At 58.0% G+C, this 17594-nt stretch carries 16 protein-coding genes; 12 read left to right on the top strand and 4 right to left on the bottom strand.

All coding sequences use genetic code 11. The features are described from left to right. Positions 1 to 156 precede the first annotated feature (156 nt). Positions 157 to 1695: a murein biosynthesis integral membrane protein MurJ gene (gene murJ, locus ACLI4M_RS18170; RefSeq protein WP_133623960.1), complete on the top strand. Its 1539-nt coding sequence runs from the start codon at positions 157 to 159 to the stop codon at positions 1693 to 1695. Between the two features lie 49 nt (positions 1696 to 1744). Here the strand turns inward: murJ and flgN are convergent, their stop codons facing one another. The 3 genes from flgN to flgA all read right to left on the bottom strand — a co-directional run bounded on the left by flgN (position 1745) and on the right by flgA (position 3256). Then, positions 1745 to 2176, bottom strand: coding sequence for a flagellar export chaperone FlgN (gene flgN, locus ACLI4M_RS18175; RefSeq protein WP_048916414.1), 432 nt, complete (start codon positions 2174 to 2176; stop codon positions 1745 to 1747). 4 nt (positions 2177 to 2180) lie between these two features. Next, complete coding sequence (gene flgM, locus ACLI4M_RS18180) at positions 2181 to 2480, bottom strand: flagellar biosynthesis anti-sigma factor FlgM (RefSeq protein WP_048916413.1); 300 nt, start codon at positions 2478 to 2480, stop codon at positions 2181 to 2183. Between the two features lie 107 nt (positions 2481 to 2587). Beyond that, positions 2588 to 3256 (bottom strand): flagellar basal body P-ring formation chaperone FlgA, encoded by a 669-nt coding sequence (gene flgA, locus ACLI4M_RS18185; protein WP_048916412.1) that lies wholly within the window; start codon positions 3254 to 3256, stop codon positions 2588 to 2590. 157 nt (positions 3257 to 3413) lie between these two features. Here flgA and flgB point away from each other — a divergent pair, with 157 nt between their 5' ends. The 11 genes from flgB to flgL all read left to right on the top strand — a co-directional run bounded on the left by flgB (position 3414) and on the right by flgL (position 13362). After that, positions 3414 to 3827 (top strand): flagellar basal body rod protein FlgB, encoded by a 414-nt coding sequence (flgB, locus tag ACLI4M_RS18190; protein WP_048916411.1) that lies wholly within the window; start codon positions 3414 to 3416, stop codon positions 3825 to 3827. Positions 3828 to 3830: 3 nt separating this feature from the next. Further along, complete coding sequence (gene flgC, locus ACLI4M_RS18195) at positions 3831 to 4235, top strand: flagellar basal body rod protein FlgC (protein WP_048916410.1); 405 nt, start codon at positions 3831 to 3833, stop codon at positions 4233 to 4235. 11 nt (positions 4236 to 4246) lie between these two features. Beyond that, positions 4247 to 4918, top strand: a complete 672-nt coding sequence (gene flgD / locus ACLI4M_RS18200; RefSeq protein WP_133623959.1) for a flagellar hook assembly protein FlgD — start codon at positions 4247 to 4249, stop codon at positions 4916 to 4918. A gap of 29 nt (positions 4919 to 4947) precedes the next feature. Beyond that, entirely contained in the window at positions 4948 to 6162 is a 1215-nt protein-coding gene (gene flgE, locus ACLI4M_RS18205) for a flagellar hook protein FlgE (RefSeq protein WP_133623958.1), read from the top strand. Between the two features lie 21 nt (positions 6163 to 6183). Then, the gene (locus tag ACLI4M_RS18210; RefSeq protein WP_048916407.1) at positions 6184 to 6939 is read left to right on the top strand and encodes a flagellar basal body rod protein FlgF; all 756 of its coding nucleotides are present in this window, start codon (positions 6184 to 6186) and stop codon (positions 6937 to 6939) included. A gap of 16 nt (positions 6940 to 6955) precedes the next feature. Beyond that, positions 6956 to 7738, top strand: coding sequence for a flagellar basal-body rod protein FlgG (gene flgG / locus ACLI4M_RS18215; protein ID WP_048916406.1), 783 nt, complete (start codon positions 6956 to 6958; stop codon positions 7736 to 7738). Positions 7739 to 7825: 87 nt separating this feature from the next. Further along, positions 7826 to 8527, top strand: a complete 702-nt coding sequence (locus tag ACLI4M_RS18220) for a flagellar basal body L-ring protein FlgH (protein ID WP_048916405.1) — start codon at positions 7826 to 7828, stop codon at positions 8525 to 8527. 9 nt (positions 8528 to 8536) lie between these two features. Then, entirely contained in the window at positions 8537 to 9643 is a 1107-nt protein-coding gene (locus ACLI4M_RS18225; RefSeq protein ID WP_133623957.1) for a flagellar basal body P-ring protein FlgI, read from the top strand. Next, positions 9643 to 10593 carry a flagellar assembly peptidoglycan hydrolase FlgJ gene (gene flgJ, locus ACLI4M_RS18230; protein WP_133623956.1) on the top strand — a complete coding sequence of 317 codons (951 nt, stop codon included), beginning with the start codon at positions 9643 to 9645 and terminating at the stop codon, positions 10591 to 10593. Before ACLI4M_RS18225 ends, flgJ begins: the two co-directional genes overlap by 1 nt. 135 nt (positions 10594 to 10728) lie before the next feature. Next, positions 10729 to 12372: a flagellar hook-associated protein FlgK gene (gene flgK, locus ACLI4M_RS18235; protein WP_133623955.1), complete on the top strand. Its 1644-nt coding sequence runs from the start codon at positions 10729 to 10731 to the stop codon at positions 12370 to 12372. A 21-nt stretch (positions 12373 to 12393) separates the two neighbouring features. Next, on the top strand, positions 12394 to 13362 hold the full coding sequence (flgL, locus tag ACLI4M_RS18240; RefSeq protein ID WP_133623954.1) for a flagellar hook-associated protein FlgL: 969 nt from the start codon (positions 12394 to 12396) through the stop codon (positions 13360 to 13362). Between the two features lie 381 nt (positions 13363 to 13743). Here the strand turns inward: flgL and rne are convergent, their stop codons facing one another. Next, positions 13744 to 17292, bottom strand: coding sequence for a ribonuclease E (gene rne, locus ACLI4M_RS18245; RefSeq protein ID WP_133623953.1), 3549 nt, complete (start codon positions 17290 to 17292; stop codon positions 13744 to 13746). Positions 17293 to 17594: the final 302 nt, after the last annotated feature.

The following is a 17594-nucleotide window of genomic DNA, read 5'->3' on the forward strand; positions in this document are numbered from 1 at the left end:
ATCCTGTAGGGGGCGACCGCTTTTTGGGTCGCCCCGCGTTCATCGGGGATATACCCGGTAACAAACCGCTATGGTTATTTCCTTTTACTTCAGTAGACTATCCGCATCAAAAAACGATCGGGGTTCCCCGGTCCGTTATCCAGAACCAGGAAAGACATGAACCTGTTGAAATCACTGGCAGCGGTCAGCTCAATGACCCTGTTTTCACGCGTGCTGGGATTTGCCCGCGACGCGATTGTCGCGCGCGTATTTGGCGCCGGGATGGCAACCGATGCCTTTTTCGTCGCGTTTAAGCTGCCTAACCTGCTGCGACGCATCTTTGCCGAAGGGGCGTTCTCCCAGGCGTTTGTTCCTATTCTCGCCGAATACAAAAGTAAACAGGGTGAAGAAGCCACGCGCGTCTTTGTGGCTTATGTTTCCGGCTTGCTGACGCTGGCGCTGGCGATTGTCACGATTTTGGGGATGTTTGCTGCCCCGTGGGTGATCCTCGTCACTGCCCCCGGCTTTGCAGATACCGCCGATAAGTTCGCACTGACCTCATCGCTGCTGCGCGTGACCTTCCCGTATATCATGCTGATTTCACTGGCTTCGCTGGCCGGGGCGATCCTCAACACGTGGAACCGTTTTTCGGTCCCGGCGTTTGCCCCGACGCTGCTCAACGTCAGCATGATTGGTTTTGCGCTGTTTGCCGCACCGCACTTCCACCCGCCGGTGATGGCGCTGGCCTGGGCGGTCGTCGCCGGCGGCGTATTACAGCTTGGCTATCAGCTGCCGCATCTGAAAAAAATCGGCATGCTGGTGCTGCCGCGCCTTAACCTGAAGGATGCGGGCGTGTGGCGCGTGATGCGCCAGATGGGGCCGGCGATCCTTGGCGTGTCGGTCAGCCAGATCTCGCTGATCATTAATACCATTTTCGCCTCGTTCCTTGTTTCCGGCTCGGTGTCGTGGATGTACTACGCTGACCGCCTGATGGAGTTTCCCTCCGGGGTGCTGGGCGTGGCGCTGGGCACTATTTTGCTGCCGTCGCTGGCGAAGAGTTTTGCCAGCGGCGACCAGGCAGAGTATTCGCGCCTGATGGACTGGGGCCTGCGCCTCTGTTTCCTGCTGGCGCTGCCGAGCGCCGTGGCGTTAGGGATTCTGGCAAAACCGCTGACCGTTGCGCTATTTCAGTACGGCAAATTTACCGCCTTTGATGCCGCAATGACCCAGCGTGCGCTGGTGGCCTATTCGGTCGGTTTGATGGGGCTGATCGTGGTGAAGGTGCTGGCTCCGGGCTTCTACTCGCGGCAGAACATCAAAACGCCGGTGAAGATTGCTCTCTTCACGCTGCTGGCAACCCAGGCGATGAATCTGGCATTTATTGGTCCACTGAAGCATGCCGGACTGTCGCTGTCGATCGGTCTGGCGGCCTGCCTGAATGCCGCGCTGCTTTACTGGCAGCTGCGCAAGCAGGATATTTTCCAGCCGCAGCCGGGCTGGGCGAGTTTCCTGGTGCGTCTGTTCTTCGCCGTTGTGGCGATGGCGGCCGCGCTGGTCGGCGTGCTCTATCTGATGCCCGACTGGGCTACCGGCAACATGCTGTGGCGGTTAATCCGTCTGGCAGCGGTCTGTGCGGTGGGTGGCGGCGTCTACTTTGCCGTGCTGGGCCTGTTAGGTTTCCGCCCGCGTGATTTTGCCCGCCGCACCGTGGCATAAACAGAAAAACCCCGCAGCGCAGGCGCGGCGGGGTAAAGTCTGACAATAATTACGCTTTACGGCTGACGGGCGCGCTGTGGATCGCCTGGCCGTCGGGGCCATAAAATTTTTGTGACTGATAAGGCTTCAGTACCTGCAACGCATGCTCGTTATGACTGATTTGATGATTGAGCAGCATACCGTTGTGTAGATTGGTATCGCGTAATTTTACCGTGTGATCCTGAATCGATGACCAGCGTCTCGCCAGTTCCGCGTGGCGGCTGTAGGGCACGTGCAGCCCGGCCGCTTTTTCTTCATCGCGGCGCATTTTTTCCAGGAAGTCCAGGGTCGCAAGCAGCGAGCTTTTATCCTCGGTAATTCGCTGCAATAAGCTGCTGTTGACCTGACCCGCCGAGAGCTGTTCTTGCTCCGCATTCATCACATCGGCCAGCGACGAAAGAACTTCCAGCATTTTATCAAGCGTGTTGAGCAGCTTATCCATTGAGTTAATTACCTTGCAGTGAGTCTTTAGCTTCCTGAATCAGTGCGTCGGCGATTTTGCCGCTGTCCATCTTCAGTTCGCCGTTACGAATAGCGGTTTTCAGCTCTTCCACGCGGGCAGTATTAATGTCCTGTGAGCTGGCCTTGGTCAGCTGTGACTGTGCGCCACTCAGTACCACCTGGGTGCCGGCAGTTTCAGTAGTTTTGCTTTCTGCTGCGCGAGCCTTCGGCTGGGCAACATCATTAGTATCGCGTTGTTGAACGGTGCTGGCCGGGTTCAGTGGCTGGGTTCTGTCGATGCTCATATCTGGCTCCTGTTAACTCAGGTGTGACTACGCCTGATGCTCAATATTCTAATAGTACTACGGCTGTTATTAACACTATCGGCAGAACTGATGCCTTCTTTAGTGGTTTATAGCGATATCAGAATATTCCCATCCGAGTCGACTTTGCCCATCACAATCTGGCCGGAGCTCATGCGTACCCTGACCGACTGCAGGGCCGTTGCGTTGTTCATTGCTTTGCCTTCGCTGCTGATATTGAAGCCGTCGCCGCTGGCGGTCACGGTGACCATCTGCCCGGCTTTTACGCGCCACGGCTGGCGCATCATCATCTGGGTTACCGGCTGGCCGGGATTGATATCGCGCAGGGTGATGGCACCTACCGCATCTTCAGCTTTCATCAGCGTGCGGGCGGGCAGAGTATCTAAGCGGCCCTGCTGCATACGCAGATCGCCAGCGGCGATAGCGGTTCCGCGCGGCACCTGGCGGGTGGCCACCAGATAACTGCCGCTGACCTGCACCTGCACCTGAATATAGCGGCGGTTCTGATCGCAGTTGGCCGCGACGCTGATATTGCCCCACATGCGGCTGTTGCCCGGCAGGGAGAACTGCGGCGCATCACAGGCGGGCCACATATTCTGCGGTGTCTTCACCACCACGCTCAGGTTATCGGCACCCTGGCCGTTTTCCCCATAGCGGTTTTTAAAAAACTGGTTGAGCTGTGCGTTGAGATCGCCAGCAGTGGCGGTGACGCTCGCCAGGCTCAGCAGCGCGCTTAACAGCAGTGTGGCTCCACGCATGGCGCCCCCTCTTTTTTATCAACATGGCAGCGATTCTACCCTCGCGGGTGCGATGTCAAGGCGCAAATTAGCGACCATTTTTAGCGCTATTCAAACGATAGGCCTTCCCACCCCGAGATTATGCTGTCAGCTCTAAATTCTCACTTGCGGAGGACGCATGCTCGACAAACTGGACGCAGCACTACGGTTTAACACCGAAGCTCTGAACCTGCGCGCACAGCGGCAGGAGATCCTGGCATCCAACATCGCGAACGCAGACACGCCAGGCTATCAGGCGCGCGATATCGATTTCGCCAGCCAGATGAACAAGGTGATGGAACAGGGGCGGGCGCAGGGTTCCGGGCTACAGCTTGCGGTCACGTCGGCACGCCATATTCCTGCAGAAACGCTTCAACCCCCATCCATGGATTTGATGTACCGCATTCCTGACCAGCCTGCACTGGACGGAAACACGGTTGACATGGACCGGGAGCGTACCGAGTTTGCAGATAACAGCCTGAAATATCAGACCGATCTCACCATGATCAGCAGTCAGATCAAAGGCATGATGTCCGTGCTACAGGGGCAATAAGTTATGGCACTTTTGAACATTTTTGATATTGCCGGTTCGGCAATGGCTGCACAGTCACAGCGTCTGAACGTCAGCGCCAGTAACCTGGCCAACGCCGACAGCGTCACCGGGCCGGATGGTCAGCCCTACGTCGCGAAGCAGGTGGTTTTCCAGACTAACGCGATGCCGGGTTCACCGACCGGTGGCGTGAAGGTCGCTCAGGTGATCGACGACCCGGCGCCCGCGCGCCTGGTGTACGAGCCGGGTAACCCGATGGCGGATGCCAAAGGCTACGTGAAGATGCCGAACGTGGATGTCGTAGGGGAAACGGTGAACACCATGTCAGCTTCGCGCAGCTACCAGGCCAACGTTGAGGTTTTAAACACCGTTAAACAGATGATGATGAAAACCTTAACGCTGGGCCAATAAGGAGCTTCCCAATGAGTATTGCTGTAGGCGTAAACGAAAAACAGGCGACCACCACGTTAACGAACTCTTCATCCAGCTCTGATACCTCAGCAGCGGATCTCCAGAGTAACTTCCTGACGCTGCTGGTCACCCAGCTGCAGAACCAGGATCCGACCAATCCAATGGATAACAGTCAGCTGACCTCTCAGCTGGCGCAGATCAATACCCTGAGCGGGATTGAGAAGCTGAACACCACGCTGGGTTCCATTTCCGGGCAGATCACCAGCGGCCAGTCGCTGCAGGCATCGACCCTGATTGGCCACGGTGTGATGGTAGACGGTTCGCAGATCCTGGTCGGCAGCAGCACCACCACGCCGTTTGGGGTGGAACTGACTCAGGCCTCAACCAGCACCACCGCCACCATTAAAGATGCCAGCGGCGCAGTGGTTCAGACCATTGACCTTGGCGCACAGACTGCAGGGGTTCATACCTTCCAGTGGGATGGCAAAGCGGCAGATGGCACCACCGCGGCAGACGGCAAATATACCGTGTCTATCGCTGCCAGCAACGCCACCGGCCAGCTGGTCGCACAGCCGTTGAACTACGCCTACGTCAGCGGCGTAACCACAAATTCTACCGGTGCGGTGCTCGACCTCGGCACCATGGGCACGACAACCCTGGCTAACGTTCGTCAGATCGTTTAATCCACTAATTTTGCTTCAGGAGTGACAACATGGGCTTTTCACAGGCGGTCAGTGGCTTAAACGCTGCGTCCAGCAACCTCGACGTTATTGGTAACAATATCTCCAACTCCGCCACCGCGGGCTTTAAATCCAGCACTATCGCGTTTGCCGATATGTTTGCCGGTTCTAAAGTCGGCCTCGGCACCAAAGTGGCTGCTGTGGTGCAGGACTTTGGTGACGGTACCACCACCACCACCAGCCGCGGTCTTGACGTGGCGATCAGCTCTGCAGGCTTCTTCCGTATGGCCGACACCAGCGGCGCGGTCTATTACAGCCGTAACGGCCAGTTCACGCTGGACGCGGATCGCAACATCGTGAACATGCAGGGCCTGAAGCTGACCGGCTACCCGGCATCCGGCAACCCGGCCACCGTGCAGACCGGTGCTAACCCGGTGGCGCTGACCATTCCTGAAGCGTCCATGCCGGCCAAGATGACCAGCACCGCGTCACTGACTGCCACGCTGAACTCTTCCTCTGCCGCGACCACCGGTGCGTTTAACGCCTCCGACACGTCGACCTATGACAAAAAAACCTCGCTGACCGCGTATGACTCGCAGGGCAACGAGCACACCATCAACATGTACTTCGTCAAAACTGCGGACAACAGCTGGACCGTTCACGCGCAGGATGCCTCTGCTACTGACCCGTCCACCACCGACACCACCACTAACCTGGTGTTCGATACCAGCGGCGCCCTGACCACCGCCAGCGCCAAAGCGATTAGCGTGACCATGGACAACAAAGGTGGCAGCGTCACCGCCAGCCCGTTCAGTGTGGATATCACCGGCAGCCTGCAGCAGAACAACGGTGGGTCCACTTTTGGTAACCCAACGCAGAATGGTTATGCCCCGGGTGACCTGACCAGCTACCAGATCAATGACGACGGTACGCTGGTCGGTAACTACTCGAACGAAAAAACCCAGGTACTGGGTCAGATCGTGCTGGCGAACTTTGCTAACCCGGAAGGGCTGAAGTCGGAAGGCGACAACGTCTGGTCTGCCAGTGCTTCCTCTGGCCAGGCGCTGACCGGTATCGCCGGTACCGGTAACCTCGGTACGCTGACGGCGGGTGCGCTGGAGTCCTCCAACGTCGACCTGAGTAAAGAGCTGGTGAACATGATCGTGGCGCAGCGTAACTACCAGTCGAACGCGCAGACCATCAAAACTCAGGACCAGATCCTCAACACGCTGGTCAACCTGCGTTAATACGGTTAACAGGGGAGTTCAATGGATCACGCGATATATACCGCAATGGGGGCTGCCAGTCAGACCCTCGATCAGCAGGCAGTGACGGCGGCCAACCTCGCCAACGCCTCTACGCCGGGCTTTCGCGCACAGCTAAATGCCGCGCGCGCGGTGCCGGTGGAAGGCTTATCTCTGCCTACCCGTACGCTGGTCACGGCTTCAACGCCGGGATCGGATATGAGCCAGGGCGCGCTGGATTATACCGAGCGCCCGCTGGATGTGGCGATGCAGGGTGACGGCTGGCTGGCGGTGCAGACCGCTGACGGCACTGAAGCCTACACCCGCAACGGCAATATGGAAGTCAGCCCGGCCGGGCAGCTTACCGTGCAGGGCAACGTGGTGATGGGCGACGGCGGGCCGATTGCGGTGCCGCAGGGTTCGGAAATCACCATCGCGGCTGACGGTACCATTACCGCGCTGAATCCGGGCGATGCACCAAATGCCACGGTACAGCTGGGCAAGTTGAAGCTGGTGAAAGCCAGCGGTAGCGAACTTCAGCGCGGTGATGACGGCATGTTCCGTCTCACTGCCGCTGCCCAGACTACCCGCGGCGCAACGCTGCCGCTGGACGCGACGATGAAAGTGATGCCTGGCGTGCTGGAAGGTAGCAACGTCAGCACCACCCAGACCATGGTCGATATGATCGCCAACGCCCGTCGCTTTGAGATGCAGATGAAAGTGATCTCAAGCGTTGACGAGAACGAACAAAAAGCCAACCAGCTGCTGTCAATGGGCTGATCAGAGGAATAAACAGATGATCCGTTCTTTATGGATTGCCAAGACCGGCCTTGACGCTCAGCAGACCAATATGGACGTTATCGCCAACAACCTGGCCAACGTCAGTACCAACGGTTTCAAACGTCAGCGTGCGGTCTTTGAAGACCTGATGTACCAGACCATGCGTCAGCCGGGTGCGCAGTCATCCGATCAGACCACGCTGCCTTCCGGCTTGCAGATTGGTACCGGTACGCGTCCGGTTGCCACCGAGCGCCTGCACAATCAGGGCAACCTGTCGCAGACCGACTCGTCTAAAGACGTGGCGATTAACGGTCAGGGCTTCTTCTCGGTCCTGATGCCGGACGGCACCACGGCGTATACCCGCGATGGCTCTTTCCAGACTGACCAGAATGGCCAGCTGGTGACCAACGCCGGATTCCCGGTGCAGCCAGCCATCACCATCCCGGCTAACTCGCTGAGCATGACCGTCAGCCGTGACGGCGTAGTGAGCGTCACGCAGCAGGGCCAGACGAACCCGGTGCAGGTCGGTCAGCTGACCCTGAGCACCTTTGTCAACGATGCCGGCCTGGAAAGTATGGGTGAGAACCTGTATCAGGAAACTCAGGCCTCCGGTGCGCCAACCGAAAGTAACCCGGGCAACAACGGGGCCGGTACGCTGTATCAGGGCTACGTTGAAACCTCAAACGTTAACGTCGCAGAAGAGCTGGTCAGCATGATCCAGACCCAGCGCGCCTACGAAATTAACAGTAAGGCCGTCAGTACTTCCGACCAGATGCTGGCGAAGCTGACCCAGCTGTAATACGACGGAGAGCTTGACCGTCGCAGGTGCCGGGCTTTACTGCCCGGCCCGTTAATAAAATATTCACGTAATGAAAGGTTCATTTCCATGGCGCAGCAGATCTCATTGCCTGGACGTTTGTTAGTAGCCGCGATGCTGCTGACGCTTAACGGTTGTGCGTTAGTTCCCCGTAAGCCTCTGGTAGAAGGTTCGACAACGGCTCAGCCGCTGCCTGCTTCTCCGCCGGTGGTCAACGGCTCTATTTTTCAGGGTGTGATGCCAATGAACTACGGCTACCAGCCGCTGTTTGAGGATCGACGCCCGCGTAATATTGGCGACACATTAACCATCACGCTGCAGGAAAACGTCAGCGCGAGTAAGAGTTCTTCTGCCAATGCCGGACGTGACGGCAGCAGCAGCTTCGGGCTGACCGCCACGCCGAACGCGCTGGCTGGCCTGCTGGGCGGTGATAAAACCACCTTCGCCGGGGCCGGTAAAAATGATTTCGCCGGTAAGGGGGGCGCAACGGCCAATAACACCTTTACCGGTACGATTACCGTTACCGTCAATCAGGTACTGCCAAACGGCAACCTGAGCGTGGTCGGTGAGAAACAGATTGAGATTAATCAGGGAACTGAATTTATCCGCTTCTCCGGGGTGGTTAACCCACGCACGATTAGCGCCAGCAACAGCGTAGTATCAACCCAGGTGGCGGATGCGCGCATTGAGTACGTCGGTAACGGCTACATCAATGAAGCACAAACCATGGGCTGGCTGCAGCGGTTCTTCCTGAACATATCACCGATGTAAGAGGTTTTCATGCGTAATGTACTGATTCGATTTGCTTTGCTGCTGACGGTGGGGATCAGCGCCCTGGCGCAGGCCGATCGTATTCGCGATCTCACTACCGTTGGCGGAGTGCGCGATAACTCCCTGATCGGCTACGGCCTGGTGGTGGGGCTGGACGGCACCGGTGACCAGACTACCCAGACTCCGTTTACCACTCAGAGCCTGAGCAACATGCTGTCGCAGTTGGGGATCACCGTCCCCGCCGGCACCAATATGCAGCTGAAAAACGTCGCGGCGGTGATGGTTACCGCCAAGCTGCCGGCCTTTGGTCGCCAGGGGCAGGTGGTGGACGTGGTGGTTTCCTCTATGGGTAACGCCAAAAGCCTGCGCGGCGGTACGTTGCTGATGACTCCGCTGAAAGGCGTGGATAACCAGGTATATGCGCTGGCGCAGGGTAACGTGCTGATCGGCGGAGCCAGTGCCGCCGCCGGTGGCAGCAGCGTGCAGGTCAACCAGGTGAACGGCGGGCGCATTACCGGTGGCGCCACCATTGAACGTGAGCTGCCAAACAACTTCGGCAGCAGCAACGTGATTAACCTGTTCCTTAATCAGGAAGATTTCAGCATGGCGCAGCGCATCAGCGACGCCATCAACAGCCGCGGCGGCTATGGCATGGCGCAGGCGCTGGATGGCCGCACCATTCAGATCCGCAGCAGCGCTAACAGCACCTCGCAGGTGCGCCAGCTGGCCGATATTCAGAATATCGACGTCTCCGTGCCGATTCAGGATGCCAAAGTGATCATCAACTCGCGCACCGGCTCGGTGGTGATGAACCGGGAAGTGATGCTGAGCCAGTGTGCAGTGGCGCAGGGCAACCTGTCGGTGACGGTGAATCAGACTCAGAACGTCAGCCAGCCGAACACGCCGTTTGGCGGCGGTCAGACGGTGGTGACGCCACAGACGCAGATCGATCTGCGCCAGAGCGGCGGAGCGTTGCAGAGCGTGAATGCCAGCGCCAATCTCAACAGCGTGGTGCGCGCCCTGAATGCGCTGGGTGCAACGCCAATCGATCTTATGTCCATTCTACAGTCGATGCAGAGCGCCGGTTGCCTGCACGCCAAACTGGAAATTATCTGATGAGTGACACCAGCCAGTCGATGATGGGCGCGGCGTATGACAGCCGCTCGCTCAACAACCTGAAGCGCCTTGCCAGCAGCGATCCGAAAGCGCATGCGCTGCAGGTTGCTAAGCAGGTGGAAGGGATGTTCGTGCAGATGATGCTGAAAAGCATGCGTCAGGCGCTGCCGCAGGACGGCATGCTGAGCACCGAACAGACGCGGCTGTACACCTCAATGTATGACCAGCAGATCGGCCAGCAGATCGCCTCGAAGGGGTTAGGGCTGGCCGATATGATCGTCAAGCAGATGGAAACGCAGAAAGCCCCGGACGAAAAAGCCGGAACGGTGCCTATGCCGTTGGATAAAGCTTTTATCAACACGCTGCCGCCGCTGGCGATGGAACAGATGGTGCGTAAAGCGGTTCCGCGCTTCAACGCCAGCGAAATGCCGCTTTCCGGCGATAACAGCGACTTTATCGCCCAGCTGTCGCAGCCGGCAAAAGCCGCCAGCGAGCAGAGCGGAATTCCGCATCACCTGATCCTCGCCCAGGCGGCGCTGGAATCCGGCTGGGGGCAGCGCCAGATCCTGACGCGTGACGGTAAGCCGAGCTATAACGTCTTTGGCATCAAAGCTACGGGCAGCTGGCAGGGCAAAACCACCGACGTAATGACCACCGAATATGAGAACGGCGAAGCGAAGAAGGTGAAGCAGAAGTTCCGCGTTTATGACTCCTACTTCGACGCGCTGACCGACTACGTCAAACTGCTGAGCAACAACCCGCGCTACGCCGCCGTCACCACGGCAGCGTCACCGGAGCAGGGCGCCCAGGCCTTGCAGGCGGCGGGTTACGCGACCGATCCGAAATATGCACAGAAGCTGGTGGGGATGATCCAGCAGTTCAAAAACATGGGTGAAAAAGTGGTGAAAGCCTATGGTCAGGATATAAAAGATATCTCCACGTTATTCTGATTTTTTTGGCTTTTGGTCTCAAGTTTACCCCGGTTGTACCGATAACCTTTTCAGGCCGGATTTGAGTTAACCCAACTTACCGGCAAACGATTCGTCAATGCTGGCTCTGCAGTTGCCGGTTAACAAGGACCCGAAATGGCAAACTTAATTAATACCGCGATGAGCGGATTGAGCGCCGCCTCCGCCGCGCTGAATACCACCAGTAATAACATCACTAACTATGCCGTTAGCGGTTATTCACGCCAGACCACGGTCCTTGCCCAGACCGCCAGCACCCTGAGCGGCAACAACTATTACGGCAACGGGGCCAGCGTCTCGGCGGTGTATCGCGAATATGACCAGTTCATCACCAATCAGCTGCGTGCCGCCAGCACTCAGGCTAGCAGCATTAGCACGCAGTACAGCCAGATGTCGAATATCGACGATATGCTGTCCAGCACCACCAATACCCTGTCGAGCAACATCCAGGACTTCTTCAGCTCGCTGCAGAGTCTGGTCAGCAATGCCAGCGACTCCTCGTCGCGTACTGCCGTGCTGGGTAAAGCGGAAGGGCTGGTAAACCAGTTCAAGGTCACCGATACCTATCTGTCCAATCTGGACAGCAGCGTCAATACCTCTGTCACCTCGACCGTTGATCAGATCAATAACTACGCTAAGCAGATCGCGAACGTTAACCAGCAGATCGGCAAGCTGAAGGGTGCAGGAGCGGGCAGCGAACCGAATGACCTGCTGGATCAGCGCGATCAGCTGGTGAGCGAGTTGAATAAGCTGGTGGGTGTTACCGTCAATCAGCAGGATGGCGGCAGTTACAACATCTCCATCGGCAGCGGCGTCTCGCTGGTGCAGGGCAGCAGCTACAGCCAGCTGGCGGCCGTGCCGTCCAGCGCCGATCCGTCGCGTACCACTATCGCTACCGTGGATGCCACCACCGGCGCAAAAAGCGAACTGCCTGAATCACAGGTGACCAGCGGTTCACTCGGGGGCCTGCTGGCGTTCCGTAAAGAGCTCGACGGTGTGCGTAACCAGATTGGCCAGCTGGCAATGGCGCTCGGCACCAGCCTGAACACCCAGCACCAGGAAGGTGTGGATGCCAACGGCGATGCGGGCGGCGCGCTGTTCAGCCTCGGCAGCCCGGCGGTGGTCTCGAACACCAAAAACAGCGGTGGGGCATCGTTAAGCGCCACCTGGGCGGACACCACGAAGGTACAGGCCTCCAACTACACCGTCAGCTATGACGGCACTAACTGGACGGCAACACGCCTTTCCGACAACAGCAAAGCCGCTATCACCGTTGACAGCACCGCGCAGACGCTCTCTTTTGATGGTCTGACGCTCAGCTACGATAAGCTGCCTGCTGCCAAAGACAGCTTCACGGTCAAGCCGGTTGCCGACACCATTACCGGAATGAGCGTGCTGATCTCCGATGAAGGCAAACTGGCTGCCGCCAGTGCTGTCGGTGGCGCAAGTAACAACGAGAATGCGCAGAAGCTGCTGAATATCCAGACCGCCGGTGTGATTAACGGCAAAAGTACCCTGACTCAGGCCTATGCCAGCCTGGTGGCGGATGTGGGAAACAAAACCAGCACGCTGAAAACCACCAGTACCACGCAGACAGCGGTGGTGACGCAGCTGACCAATCAGCAGCAGTCTGTTTCCGGCGTCAACCTTGATGAAGAGTATGCCAACCTGACGCGTTATCAGCAGTACTATATGGCGAATGCCCAGGTACTGCAGACCGCTTCCACCCTTTTCCAGTCGCTGATGTCCGCAGTCAGCTGATTATTGCAGAGGAATTAAACCATGCGTCTTAGTACCAGCATGATCTATGACCAGCAGGCGCGCGGCATTGCCAACTCGCAGCAGAGCTGGTTGAAAGTCGGTGAGCAGCTCTCTACCGGTAAACGCGTCGTCAATCCGTCGGATGACCCAGTGGCAGCCGCGCAGGCGGTGGTGGTTTCCCAGGCTCAGGCCCAGACTGCGCAGTTCTCAACCGCGCGCGTGTTTGCTACGCAAAACCAGTCAACCGAAGACACTACGCTGAAGCAGGTTGCCGATGTGGTGATCGGCGCCCAGACTACCCTGGTCGCCGCGTCGAACGGGACGCTGTCTGATGATGACCGCGCCTCTTATGCCACTCAGCTGGAGGGCCTTCGTGCTCAGTTGCTGAACCTGGCTAACAGCACTGACGGTAATGGCCGCTATGTGTTTGCTGGCTACAAAAGCGACACTGCGCCGTTTGTGACCGACGCCACCACCGGTGAAACGACCTATGCCGGCGGTACCACGCCGATTACCCAGAAGGTAGACGCCAGCCGTACGCTGACGACCAACCATACCGGTGCACAGATTTTCGATTCACTGACCAGTAACGCGACGAAAGAGCCGGACGGTTCCAGCGGGGAGAGCAATATCTTCACCATGCTGGATACTGCGATTAAAGCGCTGAAGACACCGCTGGCTGATGCCGATCAGACCACTGTCGATTCCGCCTCCGCCGATATGGAAAAATCGATCCGTGGCCTTAAGAACGCGCTGAATAATGTCTCTACCGTGCGCGCGGAGGTGGGGACTAACCTGCAGGAGCTGACCAACCTCGACTCCAAAGGGGATGACACTACCCTGAACCTGAAAACTCAGCTAAGCGGGCTGGTAGATGCCGATACTACCGAAACTATCTCCAGCTACACCATGCAGCAGGCCGCTTTGCAGGCTTCCTACACCGTGTTCCAGCAGATGTCCAAGCTGTCGCTGTTCAAGCTAAATTCCTGATCCCCTTTTAAATTTTGAGCATGCTTAAACCGGGTGTGCTCAGTTTCCCCCGCTGTCGGTATTTACCTGCTGACAGCGGGATTTTTTTTGCCTGCTATTCCACTTTTGTGGCGGTGACTTCCCCGAGTAAAGCTTGCGTGCACAACGGGGCAGGGTTTGTGACCTGCGTTGAGCCGGGGGTAACTCCGGTGATCGGCCCGTTGGCAGCTGGATGCAGGCCGTGGCGTGGTGCAGGGATTATCGATACAGGCCAGAGACGGTAAGAGTCTGGCCGTGTGCGAGCAGGCATAGACGACAGGATGCGGGTGTGGGATTCACTGGCCGTTCAGGCATAAAAAAAGCCCCGGTCATCAGACCGGGGCTTTTTACTCAGCGGGACAGTTACGGACGCGTTGCCGGTGCCGTCGCCTGATGAGTTGCAGCATGACCGCCTGCGGAGCCTTTACCTTCAAAGTTGAAGTCAGGGCGCACCCAGTCGCTTTGGCGAGCAGGTTCTGGCTGGTAAGCCGGAGCCGGCGCTTTAGTCATTGGCGCGGTTGCATGGTGCTTGAAGCTGCTCTGGGCTGGCGCGGCAACGGCAGCAGTGGCCGGCTCGTCACGTGCCGGAACCGGAGCCTGTGGCTCGCTGATGTTCGCTGGCTGCTCAGCGGCAGCTTCTGGTGCATGCAGCACTTCGGCAACCTGCTGTTCAACTTCCGGGCTGACGTCAGCGGCAGTTTCATGCGCCAGTTCGCTGGCCGCTTCAGTCACCTGAGGCTGTTCAGTTTGCTGGGCTGCTTCCACCATTTCTGCCACGGCATCCACCGCTTCGAAAGCTGGTGCAGGCTGCGCCGGAACCGCTTCGGCTGCCGTTTCCTGTGCAACAACTTCGTCAGCGCTGGAGATCACAGCCGGCTCTTCGTTCACCGCAGCATCGATAGCTGAAGTGTCCGCCGCGTCCACCGGAGCAATCTCCGGCTGCATTTCCGGCTGGGGTTCTGCGATGTGCACAGGTTCAGCTTCGGGTGCTGGCACCGCTGGCGTCTGCGCAACCGGGGCCTCTGCCACGGCTGCCGGTGCAGTCACTTCCGTCGGAGCCGCTACTTCAGCAGGGGCCTCAACCGCAGCAGGTGCTTCAACCGCAGCAGGGGCTTCGATAGCAGCAACGGTTTCAACAGCGGCAACGGCGGCAGCGGTTTCCACGGCGGCAGGTTCTGCCACATCGGCGTGACCGTAAGCGGGAACCACTGACTGATGCTCAGCATGCGTTTCGTGGTCATTAACCTGAGCAACCGGATAGGAGACCCACACTTTCCCGGATGCCATCTCTGGCGATGCAGCAGCGTTAGCCAGCGGCATTGGTGACTGTGTTGGGTAACGCTCATCACGGTAACGGCGACGACGCTGACCGCTGACGCGCAGGTGGCGCGGCGAACGGCGTGAACGGCGCGGCATGTTGTTGCTTTCGCGATCTTCGCTGTCATCGGTTTCTGCTGCGGCTGGTTCATTCACAGCAGCTGATGGTGCAGCGGCTTGCGGTTCGAATGAGCGCGCGGCAGTCTGCTCGGCGGTTTCGATACGCACTTTCTGATTCAGCTGGCGCGGTTTACGGCGCGGCATCACCTGTACGTTCTCTTCCTGCGCATCCTGATTGTCATCAACAGCGGCGACGATCGGTTCAACAATCGCTTCTTCCTGCACAACCGGGCGTTTTTCTTCCTGGTTCTGCCCTGGGCGACGGCGCTGACGTTCCTGACGCGGCTGCGGCTGCGAAGGCTCGCTGCGCTCGAACTCGTCCGGCACCATGCGCTCGCTGCGTGGATCGTTCTGCTGCGAGTTGCGCTTGTTGTTATTGTTGCGGCGATTGTTATCACGGCCTTCACGCGCTTCATTGTTACGCTCGCGCGGGGCGCGATCGTTACGTTCAGTACGCTCGCCGTTGCGATCGGCATTACGATCGTTGCGCTCCGCGTTACGATCGTTGCGGTCGTTATTACGCTCACCACCACGCTCGTTACGCTCACCGCTACGTTCGTTGCGGTCACCGTAACGCTCATTGCGCTCGCCGTTGCGGTCACCATTACGGTCGCGACGGTTATTCTGGCGGCGGTTGTTGCGGCGTTCACCACGCGGTGCGGCTGCTTCTGGTGCTTTCTCTTCTACCACCGGCTGTACTGGCTGCGCCGGCGGTTTCTCTTCCGCGGCAAACATCTTCTTCAGCCCGGTTAAGAAGCGGCTCATCAGGCCCGGCTGAGTTGGGGCCGCAGGGGCTTTCGCTTCCGGTTTCGCAAGGGCGGCAGGAGCAGCTGCTGCGGTCACTTCTTCTACCGGTGACGGTGGTGCATCTGTCATCACGAAGGCGGCCAGAGCGGGCTGTTCAGGGCGCTTACGCTCGGAATGCTCTTCCTCAGACGGCAGGGCCATTTCGGCTTCGTGCAGCTTCGGCAGGTGGTAGCTCAGGGTTTGAGTCTCTTCGCCGTTACGCACGCGCAGCACGGAGTAGTGCGGAGTCTGCATCTGATCGTTTGGCACGATGATGGCTTTGACGCCACCCTGGCGCTTCTCGATGGCACTGACCGCTTCGCGCTTCTCGTTCAGCAGGTATGACGCTACCTGGACTGGAACAATCGCGTGAACTTCTTTGGTGTTCTCTTTCAGCGCTTCTTCTTCAATCAGACGCAGGATAGAGAGCGCCAGCGATTCGTTATCACGGATGGTGCCGGTACCGCTACAGCGTGGGCACACGTGATGGCTGGATTCACCCAGTGACGGGCTGAGACGCTGACGCGACATTTCCAGCAGGCCGAAGCGTGAAATATGGCTGATCTGAATACGCGCACGATCCTGGCGAACCGCTTCACGCAGGCGGTTTTCTACCGCACGCTGGTGGCGTACCGGGGTCATATCGATAAAGTCGATGACGATCAGGCCGCCGAGGTCACGCAGGCGCAGCTGGCGGGCGATTTCGTCAGCCGCTTCCAGGTTGGTGTTGAATGCGGTCTCTTCGATGTCGCCGCCGCGGGTTGCGCGCGCGGAGTTGATATCGATAGCGGTCAGGGCTTCGGTGGTGTCGATAACAATCGAGCCGCCGGAAGGCAGACGCACTTCACGCTGGAAAGCGGACTCGATCTGCGACTCAATCTGATAGTGGCTGAACAGCGGGATTTCACCGGTGTACAGTTTAATTTTGCTGCTGAAATCCGGGCGGCCCAGCGCGGCGATATGCTGGCGCGCCAGTTCGAGCACTTTCGGGTTGTCGATCAGGATTTCGCCGATGTCCTGGCGCAGATAGTCACGGAAAGCACGCACAATCACGTTGCTCTCCTGGTGGATCAGGAACGGAGCAGGGCGGCTGTCGGCGGCTTTCTTAATGGCGTCCCAGTGCTTCAGGCGGAAACTGAGGTCCCACTGCAGCGCATCGGCCTGTTTGCCAACGCCCGCAGTGCGCACGATCAGGCCCATGCCGTCTGGCAACTCAAGAGCCGAAAGGGCTTCTTTCAGTTCGGTACGGTCGTCACCCTCGATGCGGCGTGAAATCCCGCCTGCACGTGGGTTATTCGGCATCAGGACCAGATAGCTGCCTGCCAGGCTGATAAAGGTGGTCAGGGCAGCACCCTTGTTACCACGTTCTTCTTTATCAATCTGTACGATGACTTCCTGGCCTTCACGCAGTACGTCCTTAATATTTGGGCGGCCGTGTGCGTTGTAGTTAGCAGGGAAGTATTCGCGGGAGATTTCTTTCAGAGGTAGGAAACCGTGTCTTTCAGCGCCGTAGTCAACAAATGCGGCTTCCAGACTGGGTTCAATGCGGGTGATCTTGCCTTTATAGATGTTGGCTTTTTTCTGTTCGTGTCCAGGGCTTTCAATATCCAGATCGTACAGACGTTGTCCGTCCACGAGGGCAACACGCAACTCTTCCTGCTGAGTTGCGTTTATCAGCATTCTTTTCATCGTAACTTACTCATTATTCTTACATTAGTGACAAAGCTGCGGGCAAAGTAACGCTGGACGTGAAAGACCGATGACCCCGTGTCTCATCGCAAAGCCGTCAACCTCACGGATGTCGGCTGCTCTTGGGGCGCAAATACTCGGTAGCCTGTTTTACATATGGAAAAACAGCGCTTTGATAGGGAGAACCGCCAGTATAATACCAGGTGAACCAATCCCGTTTTCGTCCAGGCTGCAACCCGCAGCCCGCTAAATGCCTGATTGCACAATACGTCTTACGCCATTGCTGCGTGTATGGGCTATCC

The sequence above is a fragment of the Erwinia sp. LJJL01 genome, assembly GCF_047300805.2.
GTDB classification, from domain to species: Bacteria; Pseudomonadota; Gammaproteobacteria; order Enterobacterales; family Enterobacteriaceae; genus Erwinia; species Erwinia aphidicola.

Bases quoted from the DNA above. Each gene is read 5' to 3' on its own strand.
- murJ (WP_133623960.1), top strand. From the start codon at position 157: ATGAACCTGTTGAAATCACTGGCAGCGGTCAGCTCAATGACCCTGTTT.
- flgG (WP_048916406.1), top strand. From the start codon at position 6,956: ATGATCCGTTCTTTATGGATTGCCAAGACCGGCCTTGACGCTCAGCAG.
- ACLI4M_RS18220 (WP_048916405.1), top strand. From the start codon at position 7,826: ATGGCGCAGCAGATCTCATTGCCTGGACGTTTGTTAGTAGCCGCGATG.
- ACLI4M_RS18225 (WP_133623957.1), top strand. From the start codon at position 8,537: ATGCGTAATGTACTGATTCGATTTGCTTTGCTGCTGACGGTGGGGATC.
- flgA (WP_048916412.1), bottom strand. From the start codon at position 3,256: ATGCGTGGAGCCACACTGCTGTTAAGCGCGCTGCTGAGCCTGGCGAGC.
- flgM (WP_048916413.1), bottom strand. From the start codon at position 2,480: ATGAGCATCGACAGAACCCAGCCACTGAACCCGGCCAGCACCGTTCAA.
- flgD (WP_133623959.1), top strand. From the start codon at position 4,247: ATGAGTATTGCTGTAGGCGTAAACGAAAAACAGGCGACCACCACGTTA.
- flgN (WP_048916414.1), bottom strand. From the start codon at position 2,176: ATGGATAAGCTGCTCAACACGCTTGATAAAATGCTGGAAGTTCTTTCG.
- flgJ (WP_133623956.1), top strand. From the start codon at position 9,643: ATGAGTGACACCAGCCAGTCGATGATGGGCGCGGCGTATGACAGCCGC.
- flgL (WP_133623954.1), top strand. From the start codon at position 12,394: ATGCGTCTTAGTACCAGCATGATCTATGACCAGCAGGCGCGCGGCATT.
- flgC (WP_048916410.1), top strand. From the start codon at position 3,831: ATGGCACTTTTGAACATTTTTGATATTGCCGGTTCGGCAATGGCTGCA.
- ACLI4M_RS18210 (WP_048916407.1), top strand. From the start codon at position 6,184: ATGGATCACGCGATATATACCGCAATGGGGGCTGCCAGTCAGACCCTC.
- flgK (WP_133623955.1), top strand. From the start codon at position 10,729: ATGGCAAACTTAATTAATACCGCGATGAGCGGATTGAGCGCCGCCTCC.
- flgB (WP_048916411.1), top strand. From the start codon at position 3,414: ATGCTCGACAAACTGGACGCAGCACTACGGTTTAACACCGAAGCTCTG.
- rne (WP_133623953.1), bottom strand. From the start codon at position 17,292: ATGAAAAGAATGCTGATAAACGCAACTCAGCAGGAAGAGTTGCGTGTT.
- flgE (WP_133623958.1), top strand. From the start codon at position 4,948: ATGGGCTTTTCACAGGCGGTCAGTGGCTTAAACGCTGCGTCCAGCAAC.